This window comes from Streptomyces sp. 6-11-2 (genome assembly GCF_006540305.1).
In the GTDB taxonomy this organism is placed as follows: Bacteria; Actinomycetota; Actinomycetes; order Streptomycetales; family Streptomycetaceae; genus Streptomyces.
Genome location: NZ_BJOR01000001.1, coordinates 6,352,768 through 6,368,768, shown reverse-complemented (window position 1 = coordinate 6,368,768; position 16,001 = coordinate 6,352,768). Strand labels below are relative to the sequence as shown.

The window sequence follows — 16,001 nt, the reverse complement described above, 5'->3', positions numbered from 1 at the left end:
CCATGACCTTCGACGACGAGAACCTGCCGATCCCCCCGGACACGTCTTGGTGGCACGCATCCGTGGCCTTCCCCGCCCCGCACGCCGACGCCGCCCGCGCCCTGGCGACCGAGCTGGCCGGATGCCGCTTCCACTTCCTGCGCAAGGACGCCGGCGTGCGCCTGCGCACCAAACAGCCCCTCCCCGGCCTGCTGGACCAGCTCGTCGCCGATCGCGTGATCACCGGCTGGACGGGCGGGATCTACGAGCCGGAGACCTATGCCTTCGGCGGTCCCGAAGGCATGGCGGTCGCGCACGACGTGTTCTGCGCCGACAGCCCGGCCGCTCTCGCCGAGACCGGCGCCCCCGGTGCCCGCGAGCGCAGCGTGATGCTGCTGTCCGCCATGATCCGCGAGGCCGGCCTGGACCCGTTCGAAGCCGGAGACGTATACGCCCGGTGGGCCGCCCTGCGGCCCCCCGCCACCCCGCCCCAGGGGCCCGCCCTGGAGAAGGCCGTCTCCGCGATGCGGCGGCTGATGAACGCGGACGCCGCCCGGCGCCCCGACGCGGAAGAGGGCTGGGTCGAGCGCGTCGCCGCGTTCGACGACGCAGGCCGCCGCCTGCGCCGGCTCGCCGCCGACGGCCGTCTGATACGCGGAATCCGGGGCGCCATCGCCCATCACGCGATCTTCGCGTTCAACCGCGCGGGCGTACCTGCCGAAGCGCAGGCCGCCACCGCGTGGCTCGGCCGTCACGTCGCCTTCTCCACCGGAGAAGGAGCTGACGTGTCTACCCGCAAGTCCGCCCCGGCGGACCCTAGCCTCCCTCGAATGGAGACCACCGTGACCGACCCCAACCAGCTGCGCGAAGCCCTCGCCCAGCGGCTCGTCGACAGCGGCCACCTGCGCAGCCAGGCAGCCATCGACGCCTTCCGCACCACCGACCGGCACGCCTTCCTGCCCGGCGTCGGCCTGGAGAGCGCGTACAAGGAGGACGCGGTCCCGATCAAGCACGACGAGCACGGCGAGATGATCTCCTGCATCTCCGCGCCGTCCATCGTCGCCACCCAGCTCGAACAGCTCGGCGCCCAGCCCGGACACAAGGTCCTGGAAGCCGGAGCCGCCACCGGATACAACGCCGCCCTCCTCGGCAAGATCGTCACCCCCGACGGGCAGGTCTGGACCCTCGACGTCGACCAGGACCTCGTCGCCGGAGCGAGCCGGCACCTCGCCGACGCCGGTGTCGACAACGCCACCGCGGTGATGGCCGACGGAGCGGCGGGCCTGCCCGAGCACGCCCCCTACGACCGGATCATCTTCACCGTCGGCGCCGGCGACGTCCCCGTGAAGATCCTCGACCAGCTCGCCCCCGGCGGACGCCTGGTCCTGCCCATGCGGATCCGCGGCAGCATCTCCCGGAGCTTCGCCTTCGAACGCGACGGGGAGACGTGGAGGACCGTCTCCTGCGAGATGGCCACCTTCATCCCGCTGCGCAAGGGCGTCTGCGACGACGTGTACACCCTCGTCCCGATGGCCAGCGAGGGCAACGTCCGCCTGGAGACGTTCAGCGAGCAGGACATCGACCGCGACGCCCTGCGCACCGTCCTCGACCAGCAGCAGACCAAGCTCTACACCGGGGTGAAGTTCCGGCAGGGCTCGGCGTGGGAGTGGCTGTACCTGTACCTGGCCTGCGTGCTGCCCAACGGCCTGTCCCGGCTGCCGGGCCACCGCCCCGGGTTCACCCCGCACTTCGGGTGGGGCTCGATGGCCGCCCTCGACGGCGGATCGCTCGCGTACCTGACCATCCGCGAGGGCGAGGACGAGAGGGGCCGGTACTGGGAGGTCGGCGTGATCGGCCACGGCGAAGGCGGCGCCGACCTCGCCGAGCGCGTCGTGAGCGAGATCCGTGCCTGGGACGCCAGCGGCGGCAACGACGCCCCCGAACCGGGCTTCCGGATGGCCGTCGCCGACTCCCGTGACCGGCTGACGGCGGACGACCCGCGCTTCGTCGTCGACAAGGCATACAGCCGACTGGTTGTCGACTGGGCGCGCAAGGGCTGAGCCGGTGATCCCCGCGATAGCCAGCCGCATCTCCCTGGTCCGCCGCACCAAGGCGCCCGCGCTGCCCTTGGAGGAGCGCATCAACCACCTCACCGGGCTGACCGTCGCGCCCGCAGGTGCGAGCCACCACGACCTGGTGGCCCGCGCCTGCGGGGTCCTCAACTACGCCGCGCTCATCGCCTCCGACGTCGGCCTGCCCGACCTGGCCGAGGACCTTTGCTGGCGCCAGCACCAGGTCTTCGCCGACGCCGGACGCCTCAGCGGACGGGTCGCCGTCATGTCACTGATGCCGCTGGTCAACCTCGCCCGACTGCAGACCCGCGCCGGCCACGGCGAACTCGCCTACAGCTTGTTGCACTGCCTCAACGACGCGGCCCGACACCGAAACAAGACCGACATCGACGGCCGCACCGTCGACCTCTCGGCCCTGACGGACACGGACGAGGACCACCGCACGGTGTGCCAGGAGCTGTACGTCACCCTGCTCGTGGACGGCGCCCGAGCCCTCGCCCGCATCGGGCGGTGGACCGAGGCCGCCGACGCCATGGCCCAGCACCGCGGCATCGGCAACCGGCTCCTCGACGGCCGCCAGATCAAGATCATGGCCCTGATGGAGCAGGGCCTGGACCAGCAGGCCCGCGACCTGATCGACACCACCCACCCCACCGAGCCCTGGGAGAGCGCCGTCGCCGATCTCCTGCGCGCCCACTGCCGCCCCGACGCGGCACCGCTTCCGCGGGCCGACCTCGACCAGGCCCAGCGCGCAGCCGCCTCGCTCCTGGCCGATCCCGAGCCCTCGATCGCCGTGTTCCAGATCCGGGCGGGCCTGGCCGCCCTGGAACTCGACGCCAACGGGCCGCCCACCAACTCGCTCGCCTCAGCTCTCGCCGAAGTGGCCTGCCTCGACGCCTATGCCGCATGTGAGGTGCTGGGCCACCCGGCCGCCCGGGCAATCCTCGGCACCGAGCGGGCATCTTCGCTCGGCTCGGTGGTCACTCACGCAGGTCTCGGTGCCGGCACCCTGCCCGCGGACCACCAGCGGTCCCTGTCCGAGTCCGTCGCCCTCGGCGAAGCCGAACTGAGACGACTTCTCCGAGCCGACAAGGCGGCACCAGGCAATCCCCTGAACGAGGTACCGCAACCCACATGAGTGATCGAACACAGCATCACAGCCCGCCCCGCCAGACCGCAGAAGGAGAGGGCCCGGTATTCGAATTCGGGTTTTAGATTTCGCCCGCCTCCACCCGTTACGGGGACATGAGAACCCCCGTTACCCGATCACCAGTCCGCATCTGACCCCGAGGAGCCCCATGAATCCCGTACGCCTCCCTGCGCCCGTTCATCCCGCGTTCGAAAACGCCAACGGCTCCTCGGGCACCCCCCTGCACTCCGTGGTCGACCGCAACACCCGCTCCACCCGTGGGTCACGACCGGATACGAGGTACCTGGCATGACGCACGCCACCATCCCTCCGAGGCCGGCACATCCAGACAACGGGCGCGGCCGCTCTCTGCCCGTCGCGGCGGACCGGGCGCCGAAAGCGTTCGCCGAAGCCGATGCCGCGAGCGCTCTCGCCGACGGTCTCCGGCACGGCGATGCCCTCGTGGCCGCGCGGGGCCGGAGCAACGTCGAACCCCTGGTGCGGGAGGGCCGTCTGTGAGCGAGGCACCTCACCTGCTGATCGCCGACGTCGCCCAGGTCCTGCTCCGGTCCAACGGCGCTGCCCTGTACATGCGCCGCACGGCGGACGACGCCCTCGCACCGGGACAGCTCACCGTCGTGGGCGGCCACCTGGAAGCCGGCGAACCACTCGATCACGCCGCACGGCGCGAAGCGAAGGAAGAGACGGGGGTCCACCTCAGCGCGGACCAGCAGGAATTCTGCGGCCTCATCCACCACCACGACCCCGGTGGCGGGGCGGACCGGATCACCGCCGTATTCGTGGCCCAGTCGTGGACGGGTGAGCCGTACAACGCCGAGCCGGACAAGCACGAAGGGCTCTTCTGGGTGCCGATGGAGCGACCGTCGCTCGACTGCCATCCCTACACGGCCACGATCTTCCACATGCTCACCCACGGCCCGTCCTACCGGGCCACCAACTGGCCCGCGGGAGGCACCCGGTGAAGAGGTTCTTCGGCCCCGTCACGATGGCCGACCCGCAGGTCTCCGACGCCGAACACGAGCTATTCGGCGGCCCCCTGCGCTACGACATGGGCTGGTCCCAGCACGAGCACGCGACCTTGGACCTGACCATGATGTCCGCACTGCGCTCCATGCCGACACTCGTCGGCGCCACGCTGCGCATGGCGTGGCAGGCCGACCGGCGTGCCCTGCTCTCCGTCGGGGTAAGTGAGATCGGCCAGGGCATCGCCGCTGCCGCCGGCCTGCTCGCCGTCAACGCCGTCATGCACGCCCTGCTCGCCGGCAGCGGCAGCACTGGCGACCGTCTGCACGCCTTGCTGCCCGCTCTCCTGGCCGCCGCGGTCATCGGCGTCGTCAACTCCGCCCTGTCCGCCTGGTCCACCTCCCGCGCCGGGCGGCTGGAGCCCAAAGTCGAGCGGATCGCCACCACCCAGTACCTGGCCGCCGCCGCCAAGGTTGAACTGGAGGCCATCGACGACCCCGACTTCCGGCGCCTCGTCGACATCGCCCAGCACGGTCCCGGCTCCGCCCGCCGCATGATCAGCGCCTGCGTCGCCGCGCTGAACGGCCTCATCTCCCTGGTCACTACCGCCGGCGTCCTGGCCGTGCTCCACCCGGTGCTGCTGCCCATGCTGATCCTCATCGCCGCCCCGCGCGGCTGGGGCGCGATGCGCGTGGCACAGGAGCGGTACGTGTCGGTGATGAGCTGGATCGAGCACGTGCGGGCCAGCCGCCTGATCGGCAACCTGCTCACCGAACGCACCGCCGCCCAAGAGGTCCGACTCCACGCCGTCGGCCCCTTCCTCCTCAGCCGCTACGAGCGGATGGCCGAGAGCGCCGAGGCCGAACAGGAACGCCTCGCCTCCAGCAAGGCCCTCACCGAATGGGTCGCCTCCGCACTGTCCGGCCTGGCGATGGCCGCGACCTACGGCGCCATGTTCTGGCTGATCATGGCCGGACACATGAGCCTCGCCGTCGCCGGGACCGCCGTCATCGCCGTGCGTACCGGCTCGGCGAGCCTGGGCGCGCTGGTGATGAACATCAACCAGCTCCACGAGGAGAGCCTCTACGTCCGCGACCACGGCCGCTTCCTCGCCCAGGCCGGCCAGCGGACGCTGCCCGTCGGCGGTGCGCCCGTACCGGAGCGCGTCAAGAAGATCGTTCTGGACCAGGTCACCTACCGCTACCCCGACCGGGACACCCTCGCGCTGGACGGGGTGTCCCTGACCCTGCCGATGGGGTCGGTGACCGCGGTGGTGGGCGAGAACGGCTCCGGCAAGAGCACCCTGATGAAGATCCTCTCCGGCATGCTGCTGCCGGCCTCCGGCACGCTGCGCTGGGGCGAGGCGGACCTCACCGGCCTTGACCGGGCCCAGGTCTTCGCGCGCGTCTCCCTGCTCACCCAGGACTTCCAGCGCTGGCCCGTGACCGCCGCGATGAACATCCGTCTCGGCCGCCCCGACCACCCCGCAACAGAGGAGGACCTGGGGCCCTCGGTCGACTACGCCGTCGCCGGCCCCGTCATCGCCAAACTCCCCGACGGCCTTCGCAGCCTGCTGGCCCGCATGTTCCGCGGCGCCATCGAACTGTCCGGCGGCGAATGGCAGAAAGTCGGCCTGGCCCGCACACACTGGCGCAGTTCAACATCACAGGCGGACGGAGTCCTCATCGTCGACGAGCCGACCTCCGCCCTCGACCCCGAAGCCGAGATCGAAGCCTTCGACCGCATCCGACGCCTCGCCGCCCCGAACCGAGCCGTCGTTCTAGTCACCCACCGCATGTCCGGCGTCCGCCACGCCGACCACATCTACGTCCTCAACAACGGGCACCTCGCCGAGCACGGGACGCACAACCAACTCATCGCCGCCCGCGGCCGGTACGCCGCCATGTTCGACGCCCAGGCCGCCCAGTACGCCCCGACCGCGACCATCCCCCACCCCGCCGCGCCCACCGTCTCGGACCAGGTATGACCCGCTCGACCGAAAGGCCCGCTGTGACCACGCCGCCCACCACGGACCTCGACGAGGCCACCGCCCTGCGCCACCATCTGGCCGACCAGCTCGCCGCTGCCGGACACATCCGCACCCCCTCAGTCGACCGCGCCCTGCGCACCGTGCCCCGGCACGCCTTCGCCCCCGAGGTCCTCCTCCCCGCTGCGTACGCCAACGACATCGTCGCCACCCGCCGCAGCGACGAGGGCACCATCATCAGCTCCATCTCCGCGCCCTGGCTGCAGGCCGACATGCTCGAAGCGGCCCGCATCCAGCCCGGCCACCGCGTCCTCGAGATCGGCTCCGGCGGCTACAACGCCGCCCTCCTCGCCGAACTCACCGGTCCGACCGGTCACGTCACCACCCTGGACATCGACCCGGCCGTCACGGAGCGGGCCATTCGCTTCCTGCCCAAGGCCGGATACCGCCACGTCAGCGTGGTCACCGCGGACGCCGAGCACCTGCCCTCCGCAGTGGTGCCGGACGGCGGATTCGACGCCATCGTGGTCACCGTCGACACGTGGGACCTGCCCTGGATCGACGCTCTGTTCGAAGGCGGCCGTCTCGTCGCGCCGCTGCGCCTGCACGGCTACCACTGGGCCATCGGCTTCACCAGAAACGAGGGGGCACTGCATAGCGACGAGCCACTCATCGTCTGCGGCTTCGTCGCCATGCAGGGCGACGGCGCCTGGAACCCGAACCGCCGCACCGTCCCCGGCACCGGAGTCCACCTCTCCTGGGAAGACGGCACCCCGCTGTCCGTGGACCAACTCGCCCCCGCCTTTGACCGCGAGCCGACCGTCACCCGCACCGACATCACTGTCGGGGGCCAGGAACCCTTCGACCTCCTCACGTTCTACCTCGCCGGCGCCCTGCCCGGCTTCTGCCGCCTGGAAGTCGACCCCGACGGCGACAACCAGGTCCTCAACCCGCCGCCCCGGCACTGGCCCGCCGCCGCGATCGTCCGTGGAGCCTCCCTCGCCCGGCTGGCCACCGAACGCATCGGTGACGGAGACGACGGCAAGGGCCGGTACGAGTTCGTCGTCCACGGTTACGGCGACCAAGGGCACGTCGCCGCGCAGGAGATGGCCGAGCAGGTCGAGATCTGGCAGCGCAACCACCGCGGCGCCCGCTACCCCCTCATCACCGCCAGCCCGGCAGCCGGCCGTGCTCCGGCGGGCCCGGACCACGAGCCGCACGTGTTCGCCAAGAAGCACACCCGCATCACCGTGGAGTGGCCGATCGTGCCCGGCAGCACTGCCCGTCCCACCGCCCTCGGAAGCGGCGACGCCGGATGAACGACGGTGCCTACTGATCACCGCTCGCCCCCCGTGCTGCACGTTCACCCGTCCACCGCTGCGAAAGGCAGAGACCCGTGCCCTCTCCTGTCTCCCCTTCGGATCACGTCTCACCGCGTGCAGCTCTGCCCGCAGCGCAGTACGCCGCATCCCGGCACGCGGCGTGGCTCGGCGCCGCCGCGATCATCACCGACGAGGTCGGCCGGGTCCTGCTGGTGCACCCCACCTACCGCAAGGACGACTGGTGGCTGCTGCCCGGAGGCGTCGTCGAAGCCGGCGAACACCCGCACGTCACCTGCCGGCGCGAGATCACCGAGGAACTGGGCCTGGATCTGCCTCTGTCGGCCGTGCTCGCCGTCCACTCCTTCTCCCCGCACCACCCCGACCTCCAGCCCGGCACGACCTGCCCCGGCGAGGTCCGGTTCGTCTTCGACGCAGGGACCCTCACCCCCGACCAGGTGGAAGCAATCCGCCTCCCGCGCGAGGAGCTGTCCGATTACGCCTTCCTGGAGACCCGGGACGCGGTGCAGCGACTACGCCCCGTAGACGGGCAGATCATGCTCGCCGCCTACCGTGCCCGGCTCGGGAATACCGCCACCGCCCACCTCGCCGACGGCCAGCACATCCTCGACGTCCCGGCCCTGGACCGGCACGACGTCCACGTCCGCTACCGGCCTTTGTGGGACAGCCCTCTCCACCGCGCCCCCGTCCCCGAGCGGCTGCCCGTGCAGCAAGCCTGGGCGTGGTGCTTCGTCCCCGACGGCCGCGTCGTCGTCGTGGCCGACCCAGGCCCTCGGGGCGCGCTGCCGATGTTGCCCGGCGGCACCGTGGAGAGCACCGACGCGACGCCCGAGGACACCCTGCACCGCGAGGCCGCCGAGGAAGCCCAGCTCACCCTGGCCAATCCGGTGCAACTGGGCTGGGTGCTGGATGAGACCGGCGAGGTCTACGGCGGCGTGGGGCCCAACGCGAGGCTCCGCCTGGCCGCCCCGGTCACCGCCATCGGGCCGGCGGCAGTCGACCCCGCCACCGGCCACCCCTTCGCCCGCCTGCTGGCCACCCCCGCCCAGGCATCTGCCCTGCTGGGCTGGGGCCCACCCGGCGCTCGGCAAGCCCAACTCGCCGCGGACACGGCGCGCGAGCGGTGGGGCCTGCCCACCGCTCGCCCCTCCGCCGTCGAAGAGATCCCGGCGGAGGGGATGCGGCTGAGCTGACCCGAACGACCGCCCCGCCTCGACTCCTCCCGCTCCACGCCCCGCTGAGGTAGCCCCATGCCGTTGTCGCACAACCACATCCGCACCACCGTTGACGCCTATCTCGCGCGCCACCCTCACGAGCGCGCACAGCTCGGCGCCCTCCTGGTTGCCCTCGACCGGACCGGCGACAACATCGCCAGCCGCTCCACCTTCACCGGGCACGTCACCTGCGGCGCGTTCGTCGTCGACCGACTCGGGCGCGTCCTGCACGTGCTGCACCTGGCGAGCGGGAAGGTCCTCGCCCCCGGCGGACACACGGAGCCCGCCGACGAGTCCCTTCCCGCAGCGGCGCTGCGGGAGCTGCACGAGGAGACCGGGATCCCGCCCCAGGCCGTCACGCCGTGGCCCGGCTACGAGACCGTGCCGTTCGACATCGACATTCACGACATCGACGCCCACCCGGGCAAAGGCGAACCCGGCCACGTCCACTTCGACCTGCGGTTCCTCTTCCGTCTGCACAACGCGACCGAGGTGCCGGTGGTACTGCAGAAGGAAGAGGTCGGCGGCATCGAGTGGCGTCCCGTGGACCGGGTGACCTCCCCAACCCTGCGCGAGAAGCTGCTCAAGCTCCCGCCGGCAGCCGAACCGGAGACGGCCAACGCCTCGGCCCTGATCTACAACGACCGCGGCGAGTACCTGCTCCACCTGCGCGACTACTTCCCCGGCCGGATCTGGGAGCCGGGCATGTGGTCCCTGCTGGGCGGCGGCCGAGAGCCCCAGGACGCCGCCCTGGAACACACCGTGCGGCGCGAACCGGCCGAGGAAGCCGGCCTCGACATCGCTGACCTGACCCCCTTCGGCACCGAGTACGCCTCCAACGACGACGGCGCGACCGTGCCCATCGCCATCTACGCCGGCCGCTGGAACGGCGACCCCCGCGAACTCCACCTGACGGAAGGGGTGATGCTCGCCTGGTTTACCCCCTCAGACCTCCACCGCCTCCGTATCGCCGACACCACCAGCGACCTCGTACGGCGCCACGCCGCCAGCCTCCCGGCCAGCGCCGCGGCGCAGAGCGGGCTCGCACCACAGAAGGAGCGCCGGACTTCGCCGCATGGCACGGTCCTCAACGTCATCGGCGTCCACCTCTACCTGGAGCGGTCCGACGGGACGGTGCTGCTCGGACTGCGTCACCCCGACTCAGCGTTTGCGCCGTCCACCTGGCACGTCCTGGCCGGTCACTGCGAGCAGGAGAACGCCATCGCCGGCCTGATCAGGGAGGCCCGGGAGGAAGCCGGCCTGCACATCGAGCGCCAGGACGTCGAACTCGTCCACGTCGTCCACCACATCGACAAGGCCGGGGACCGGCCCCGCATGGGCCTGTTCTTCCGCGCCCGGAGCTGGAGCGGCGAGCCGGAGCTGCGCGAGCCGGACAAGTGCACCCAGTGGAGATTCTGGGACCCTGCCGCGCTCCCCGACGACCTCGTCTGCTACACCCGGGTGGCCATCGAAAAGATCCAGAACGGGGAGCTGTACAGCGAGACGGGCTGGCCCGCATGACCGGCACACCGAGCGGCGCACCCTGTCGCGTGTCCGCTGCAACTGCGGCCGGACGTCCGGACACCCGCCTCGTGGTGATCCGCGGCAACTCGGCGTCAGGCAAGTCAAGCGTGGCCCAGGGACTGCGAGATCACTACGGCCGCGGTATCGCGGTCGTGGGCCAGGACGTGATCCGCCGGAACGTGCTCAGGGAACACGACACCGCGCGCGGCGCCAACATCGCCCTGCTGGGCAGCATCGCACGCGAAGCCCTGGACGCCGGCTTTCACGTCGTGCTCGAAGGGATCCTGTACGCCGATCGCTACAGCCACATGATCACGTCTCTGGTACGGGATCACCGCGGCGTCTCCCGCTGCTACTACCTGGACGTGCCGCTGGAAACGACGTTTGCCCGACACGCGTCGAAGGCGAATGCCGCGTACCTGGCGCAAGTCACCGACAACCACCTTGCCTCCTGGTACCGCGAGCTGGATCTGCTGCCCGGCGGTCTGGAGACCGTGATCCCGGCCGACAGCACGCTGCAGGACACCGTCGCGCGGATCCTGCGCGAAACCGATCTGGCCTCTGCCTCCCCTGTCCCGCCCCCGCAGTGCAAGCCGCCACAGGGAGACTCGATGAACCCTCTGGTGTTGATGTCCGATCCGCAAGTCGCCGCGATCCCGGTGCGCGAGTGCGGGGAGCCGCTCGTCGACGTACGTGACCACGACTTCCGCGTCGATCCCCGCAAGCAGGATCCCCTGGGTGCGTTCGCCCACATCCGCGAGAGCGTCCTGGCCCGGCTGGAGCACGCCCGCTCGCTCCTGCCCGCCGGCACCGACCTGCTCTTCATCGAGGGCTACCGGCCGTTTTCCCTCCAGCAGCGCTACTTCACCGAGTACCGGGACGAGCTGGCCGCCGCCCACCCCGACTGGACAGCTGAGCATCTGCACCAGGCCGCCAGCCGGTACGTGTCGCCGCCGGAGATCGCGCCCCACTCCGCGGGCGCGGCAGTGGACGTCACCCTCGTCGACCAAGACGGCCACGAACTCGACCTCGGCACCCGTGTCAATGCCTCCCCAGAGGAGAGCGACGGGGCCTGCTTCACGCACGCCCCGAACCTCAGCGATCAGGCGCGTCACCACCGCACGCTGCTGCTCAACGCCATGGAGAACGCGGGCTTTACGAACTATGGAACCGAGTTCTGGCACTTCTCGGTAGCGGACCGGTACGACGCGCTGATGCGGCAGGAGCCGCACGCGCGCTACGGACCGATCGAACTGCCCTAACGCACCGGCACCCTCGTCCGCTTCCTTGCCCCCACGCCGAGCCGGAAACACAGGAGCGCGGCCCCCCTGACCCGGTCGCGACCCCACGACCGCACGACCGCGGCGGACGGAACACATCGAACGGAGGCACATATGCCTGATGACACCCAGCAGGCGATCCCAGCCGTCCCGAGTCCGGCGGCCGGAGAGGAACCACGCGAGCACCACATGCACCTGCTCGGGCGGTACTACCGCCAAGTAGAAGCAGGCCGCAAGACGGTCGAAGTGAGGGTGGCCACCCCGAACAAGCGCGCCGTCGCCGCCGGCGACACGGTCGTCTTCCACGACCGGGACACCGGTCGGAAACTCGACATCATCGTGCAGCGGATCACCCCGTACCCCTCCTTCGAGGACCTGCTCAGCTCGGAGGCCCCCGTACGCATCGACCCGGACGCGCCGCCCGGAGAGCTACTCGCCAACCTCCGCAGCATCTACCCGCCCGCCAAGGAAGCCCTCGGCGTCCTCGCCCTCACATTCGACCACCGCCCGGCCCAGCCCGGCCGCCCCATGCCTATGACGGCCGAGGAGTACGCGCAGACCGTCCCCCACCACACGGTGTACGGCTGCCTCTACATCCGCGACGAGCACGACCGGCCGGTCCAGCTCCGCTCCGTCTACGGCTCGAGACTCTGGCAGTTCCCGGGCGGCAACCTCGACGCCCCGGGCGAAGACCCGCTGCAGACCGCCTTGCGCGAAGCGGTCGAGGAGACCGGCCTCGAACTCGGTCTGCACACGCCGAAGCTGCTCCTGACGCACTTCCTGCACGCCGGACCGCGCCAACCGCTGAACAAGGTGGGGCTCATCTTCGACGGAGGCCGACTGACCGCCGACCAGCTCGGCCGGATCCGCCTCGACCCCGCAGAGCACGACATGTGGGCCGTCCACGACCTCGCGACCTGGCAGGAGCTGATGGCGCCGCGCGCCTTCGCCCGCCTCGACTCCATCGAACGAGCCCGGCGCGGCGAGGGCCCCGCCTACCTGATCACGCACACCTGACCCCTGAACACCCGCCCACCAGGAGGCAATCGTGCCCGCCGAGGAGACCAACACCCGGGCCTGGCAGCTCTACGGCCAGCGCCAACTGGCCCGCGCCTACACCCCGCCCATCCCCGACCAGCTCGGCTGGACACCCTGGGAAGGGATCGGACCGGGAGCAGAAATCCTCGGCGCCGTCACCGGCCGCCGCGTCCTGGACATCGGCTCCGGAGCCGGCCACCACGCCGTCCACCTCGCCCAGGCACACGGAGCCCGCGTCACCGGCATCGAACTGTCCCCAACCCAGCACGAACGCGCCGTCGGCGCCCACGCGGACGTGGAAGGCGTGGAGTTCGTCCAGGCAGACGTAACCAAGTACCTGGCCGGAGCCGTGCCGTTCGACGCCGCGTACGCGATCGGGACGCTCGCCTTCATCGACCCGCACCGCTCGCTGCCCGCACTGCGCAACGGCCTGCGTCCCGGCGCCCCGCTGATCCTCTCGCTCCTGCACACCGACCTGCACGGCCGCGGTCCGTCCACCGAGGTGGCGCCGTGCGAGCAGATGATCCTACTGCGCGACGACCCGCCCCTGCCGACGCAGATGTGGGTCCTGGCACCGCAGCTGTGGGAGGACCTGCTCACCGAGTACGGCTTCCGCGTCGAGGCCATCGACCTGCTCCCGCACCCCGACGCGAGCGCCACGGTCATCCAGCAGCTCATCCGCGCCCGGCGCTTGCCCGACCGACCGGCGCGCGTGTCCAGCCGGCCCCGCAGCACCCGAGCGCCGGCCGCCCACGCGGCCGTCGGTGTCGGAGCGATCCTGCTCAGCGAGCAGGGCATCCTGCTGGGCCGGCACCGCCGCGGCACCCTCGAACTGCCCGGCGGAAGCGTGGAGGCCGGGGAATCCTTCGAGGACGCGGTGATCCGCGAACTCGCTGAGGAGACCGGTCTGGTCGCTCGGACCGGCGACGTGGGGCTCCTGGGAACGCTCGTCGACCGCGTCGAAGGTGTCCTGCGGGTCACCGTCGGCGCGCTCGTCCACGCCTGGCAAGGGCAGCCGACCACGCAGCCGGGCGAGAGCGTCGGCGACTGGGCGTGGTACCCGCTCGATCAGCTCCCCGACGGCCTGTTCGTATGCAGCGCCCAGATCCTCACCGCCTGGCGGCCCGACCTGCCCATCGACCACCCGCCGGCGCACTTCACTGCCTTCGCCTCAGCCAAGTAGGCGGCGCATTGGCACAACAGCCGGCACCGATGTCCTCCCGCGACACGACGTAAGTGCCGCGCCCTCAGTAGCAACACACCACCGCTCAAGCTCAAGTTGGAGTTCTCCATGTCGCCTCTCTCGCTGCGCCGGTCCATACCCTCGGACAGCGCCGTCGGCACCGACCGCCTACATGATCTGGAGCAGGCTGCCCTGCGCCACGGAGTCCCCGTCGAGGACGTGCTGCTGATCGCCGTCAACCTGTACGGGATCACCTCCGACCAGGACCGTCACCGGGCCCGGGTCAACCTCCGCCTCGTACGCCGCCCCCACGTTGCCTGGCAGATCATCGTCCCGCTGAACCAGCCGGCCAGCCCGTTCCGGCTCCGGGGCGACGAGCTGTCGCTGAACGGCTCGGTGGTCGCGCACGTCGAGCGCATCGATGCCGACGAGGCGGTCGGGGGGTACTTCCGCAACAGCGGCCGGGCCGCGACCCTCAACCCCAACGCCCGCAGCCGGTGCGTCGGGTGCGGCTGGTGCCCGAACACCCTGGAGGCAGCCGCCGATCCGAGGATGCAGGAGGACCAGGGGCTCGACGCCCTGCTGCGTGCCCTCGGCGAGCAGCACCCCCGCCGCAACCTGGCCGAGTTGGAGGAGGTCACCGTCTCCACCGGCTGCTTCGAGCGGGAGGAGGCCGCCGTCGCGCACCTGATTGCCTTGCGGCCTGCTCTGGAGCGGGCCGGTGTCACGGCTCGGATCGGCTTCCTCACCTCCGTGCTGCGCACCGACGAGGCGTTCGAGACCATCGCGTCGCAGGTGTCCCCGTTCGTGCTCAGGCTGACGGCCGAGCACTTCACCCGGCGGGAGGCCCTGATGAAGGCGACCAAGGCCGACCTTCGGCCGGAGCAGATGCCGGACCTGCTGACGCGGGCGCGTAAGGCAGGGCTGGACACCTCATACACGTACATCGCCGGCCTGGACCCGATGGAAGACCTCATGCGCGGGGTGAACGAGCTGGCGGGCGAGGTCACCGCGTTCCCGAACGTCCAGGTCTTCCAGGCACATACGGTGATCATGCAGGGGATGCGGACGCCGGGCGCGGAGAGCCTGGAGTACTACCTGCAGGCGCGTACGGTGATCGAGCGGGCTATGGCGGAGACCGGACTGCAGCCGGTGGGCTGGGAGTGCTACCGGCCGCTGTGGTACTTCACCTACGCGGGAAAGGACCTCGTCGATGGACCCCGCTGACGCGGTCATCGACCGGGTGCGGGTCGAGCGCCTCGACGAGAGCGTGGCCGGTCCGTGGAAGGCGGGCGACAGCCGGTTCGCGGTAGTGGTCGAAGCCGGCGGAGTTAACGGGGTATTCGCCCCGGTCGACGAGCTGCCCGCCGCACTCGTCGCCACACGGCTCGGCCAGAGCGCGCTGCGACACCCAGTGACCGACCACACAGGTCTGCTGCGCAGGCTCCTGGCCGAACTCGGTCCGCACGCGGCGGGGCTCGGGCGCTGGGCGGTCGGGGCGCTGGACTGCGCGGTGTGGGACCTGCACGGCCGCCTCGCCGACCTTCCGGTCGCGGCCCTGCTCAGCAACCGGCCCGCACCACGGGTGCCGGTCTACGCCTCCTGGCTCTCCCTGGACCTGGCCGCCGACTCAGCCGCCGAGTCCGTCAAGACGACCGCCGACGAGGGGTTCACCTTCACCAAGTGGGCCCTACGCGGCGGCGCAGAAGCCGCCGAGATGGTGCTACTGGCCGAACGTGCGGCGACGTGGGCGGGGCACAGAGTGGCGGTGGACGCCCTGGGTACGTGGGGCCACCTGCGGACGACGGAGATCGCACCGCTCCTCATTCCGGAGACGGTGCGCTGGGTGGAGGACCCGCTCCCGCGAACGGACCAGGCAGCGTACCGACAGCTGCGCCGACAGACGGAAGGTCTTCGGGTCGCGTTCGGCGAGCGGCTGTCCCATGCGGAGGACGCCAGGGCCCTGCTGGAGCACTGCCGGCCGGAGGCGTTCACGTTCGACGCGGTGTGGTGCGGCGGGATCACCGAAGCGCGTACCTGGCTCTGCGCCGCCCACGAAGCGAGAGTGCCCGTCCACCTGCACGGCCGGGCGTTCCTGCCCGCCGTGCACCTTGCCGCCGCCTTCCCAGATGCGGCGGGCGCGGTGGAGTACCAGGTGGTGTGGGAGCCACGCCGGCAGCGGACGCTGCGCGGCACGCTTCGGCCGGACGGCGGGCATGTCGCTCTTCCCAACCGGCCCGGTCTCGGGATGGAGGTGCGTCGGTAATGCCC

Annotated in this window: 12 protein-coding genes; all 12 read left to right on the top strand. The window is 71.1% G+C overall.

Translation table 11 applies throughout. The annotated features are described in order from the left end of the window. Nucleotides 1–2: 2 nt before the first annotated feature. The 12 genes from fxlM (TNCT6_RS28250) to TNCT6_RS28195 all read left to right on the top strand — a co-directional run bounded on the left by fxlM (TNCT6_RS28250) (nucleotide 3) and on the right by TNCT6_RS28195 (nucleotide 15,996). Entirely contained in the window at nucleotides 3–2,039 is a 2,037-nt protein-coding gene (gene fxlM / locus TNCT6_RS28250; RefSeq protein ID WP_141363469.1) for a methyltransferase, FxLD system, read from the top strand. 4 nt (nucleotides 2,040–2,043) lie between these two features. Beyond that, on the top strand, nucleotides 2,044–3,189 hold the full coding sequence (locus TNCT6_RS28245) for a hypothetical protein (protein ID WP_141363467.1): 1,146 nt from the start codon (nucleotides 2,044–2,046) through the stop codon (nucleotides 3,187–3,189). 506 nt (nucleotides 3,190–3,695) lie between these two features. Further along, nucleotides 3,696–4,163, top strand: a complete 468-nt coding sequence (locus TNCT6_RS28240; protein ID WP_141363465.1) for an NUDIX domain-containing protein — start codon at nucleotides 3,696–3,698, stop codon at nucleotides 4,161–4,163. Next, nucleotides 4,160–6,151, top strand: a complete 1,992-nt coding sequence (locus TNCT6_RS28235; protein ID WP_141363463.1) for an ABC transporter ATP-binding protein — start codon at nucleotides 4,160–4,162, stop codon at nucleotides 6,149–6,151. Before TNCT6_RS28240 ends, TNCT6_RS28235 begins: the two co-directional genes overlap by 4 nt. Nucleotides 6,152–6,174: 23 nt before the next feature. Next, nucleotides 6,175–7,470, top strand: a complete 1,296-nt coding sequence (gene fxlM, locus TNCT6_RS28230; protein ID WP_172633057.1) for a methyltransferase, FxLD system — start codon at nucleotides 6,175–6,177, stop codon at nucleotides 7,468–7,470. A gap of 77 nt (nucleotides 7,471–7,547) precedes the next feature. Further along, entirely contained in the window at nucleotides 7,548–8,684 is a 1,137-nt protein-coding gene (locus tag TNCT6_RS28225; protein WP_141363459.1) for an NUDIX hydrolase, read from the top strand. A gap of 57 nt (nucleotides 8,685–8,741) precedes the next feature. Further along, nucleotides 8,742–10,226 (top strand): NUDIX domain-containing protein, encoded by a 1,485-nt coding sequence (locus TNCT6_RS28220; protein WP_141363457.1) that lies wholly within the window; start codon nucleotides 8,742–8,744, stop codon nucleotides 10,224–10,226. Continuing rightward, a complete protein-coding gene (locus TNCT6_RS28215; RefSeq protein ID WP_253266244.1) occupies nucleotides 10,223–11,491 on the top strand; it encodes a M15 family metallopeptidase in 1,269 nt (422 codons plus the stop codon). The genes TNCT6_RS28220 and TNCT6_RS28215 overlap by 4 nt, the downstream gene beginning before the upstream one ends. Before the next feature lie 132 nt (nucleotides 11,492–11,623). Continuing rightward, the gene (locus TNCT6_RS28210) at nucleotides 11,624–12,526 is read left to right on the top strand and encodes an NUDIX domain-containing protein (protein ID WP_141363455.1); all 903 of its coding nucleotides are present in this window, start codon (nucleotides 11,624–11,626) and stop codon (nucleotides 12,524–12,526) included. A 31-nt stretch (nucleotides 12,527–12,557) separates the two neighbouring features. Further along, a complete protein-coding gene (locus TNCT6_RS28205) occupies nucleotides 12,558–13,730 on the top strand; it encodes a bifunctional class I SAM-dependent methyltransferase/NUDIX hydrolase (RefSeq protein ID WP_141363453.1) in 1,173 nt (390 codons plus the stop codon). Between the two features lie 108 nt (nucleotides 13,731–13,838). Then, entirely contained in the window at nucleotides 13,839–14,957 is a 1,119-nt protein-coding gene (locus tag TNCT6_RS28200; RefSeq protein ID WP_141363451.1) for a hypothetical protein, read from the top strand. Then, nucleotides 14,944–15,996 (top strand): enolase C-terminal domain-like protein, encoded by a 1,053-nt coding sequence (locus tag TNCT6_RS28195; RefSeq protein ID WP_141363449.1) that lies wholly within the window; start codon nucleotides 14,944–14,946, stop codon nucleotides 15,994–15,996. Before TNCT6_RS28200 ends, TNCT6_RS28195 begins: the two co-directional genes overlap by 14 nt. Nucleotides 15,997–16,001 lie beyond the last annotated feature (5 nt).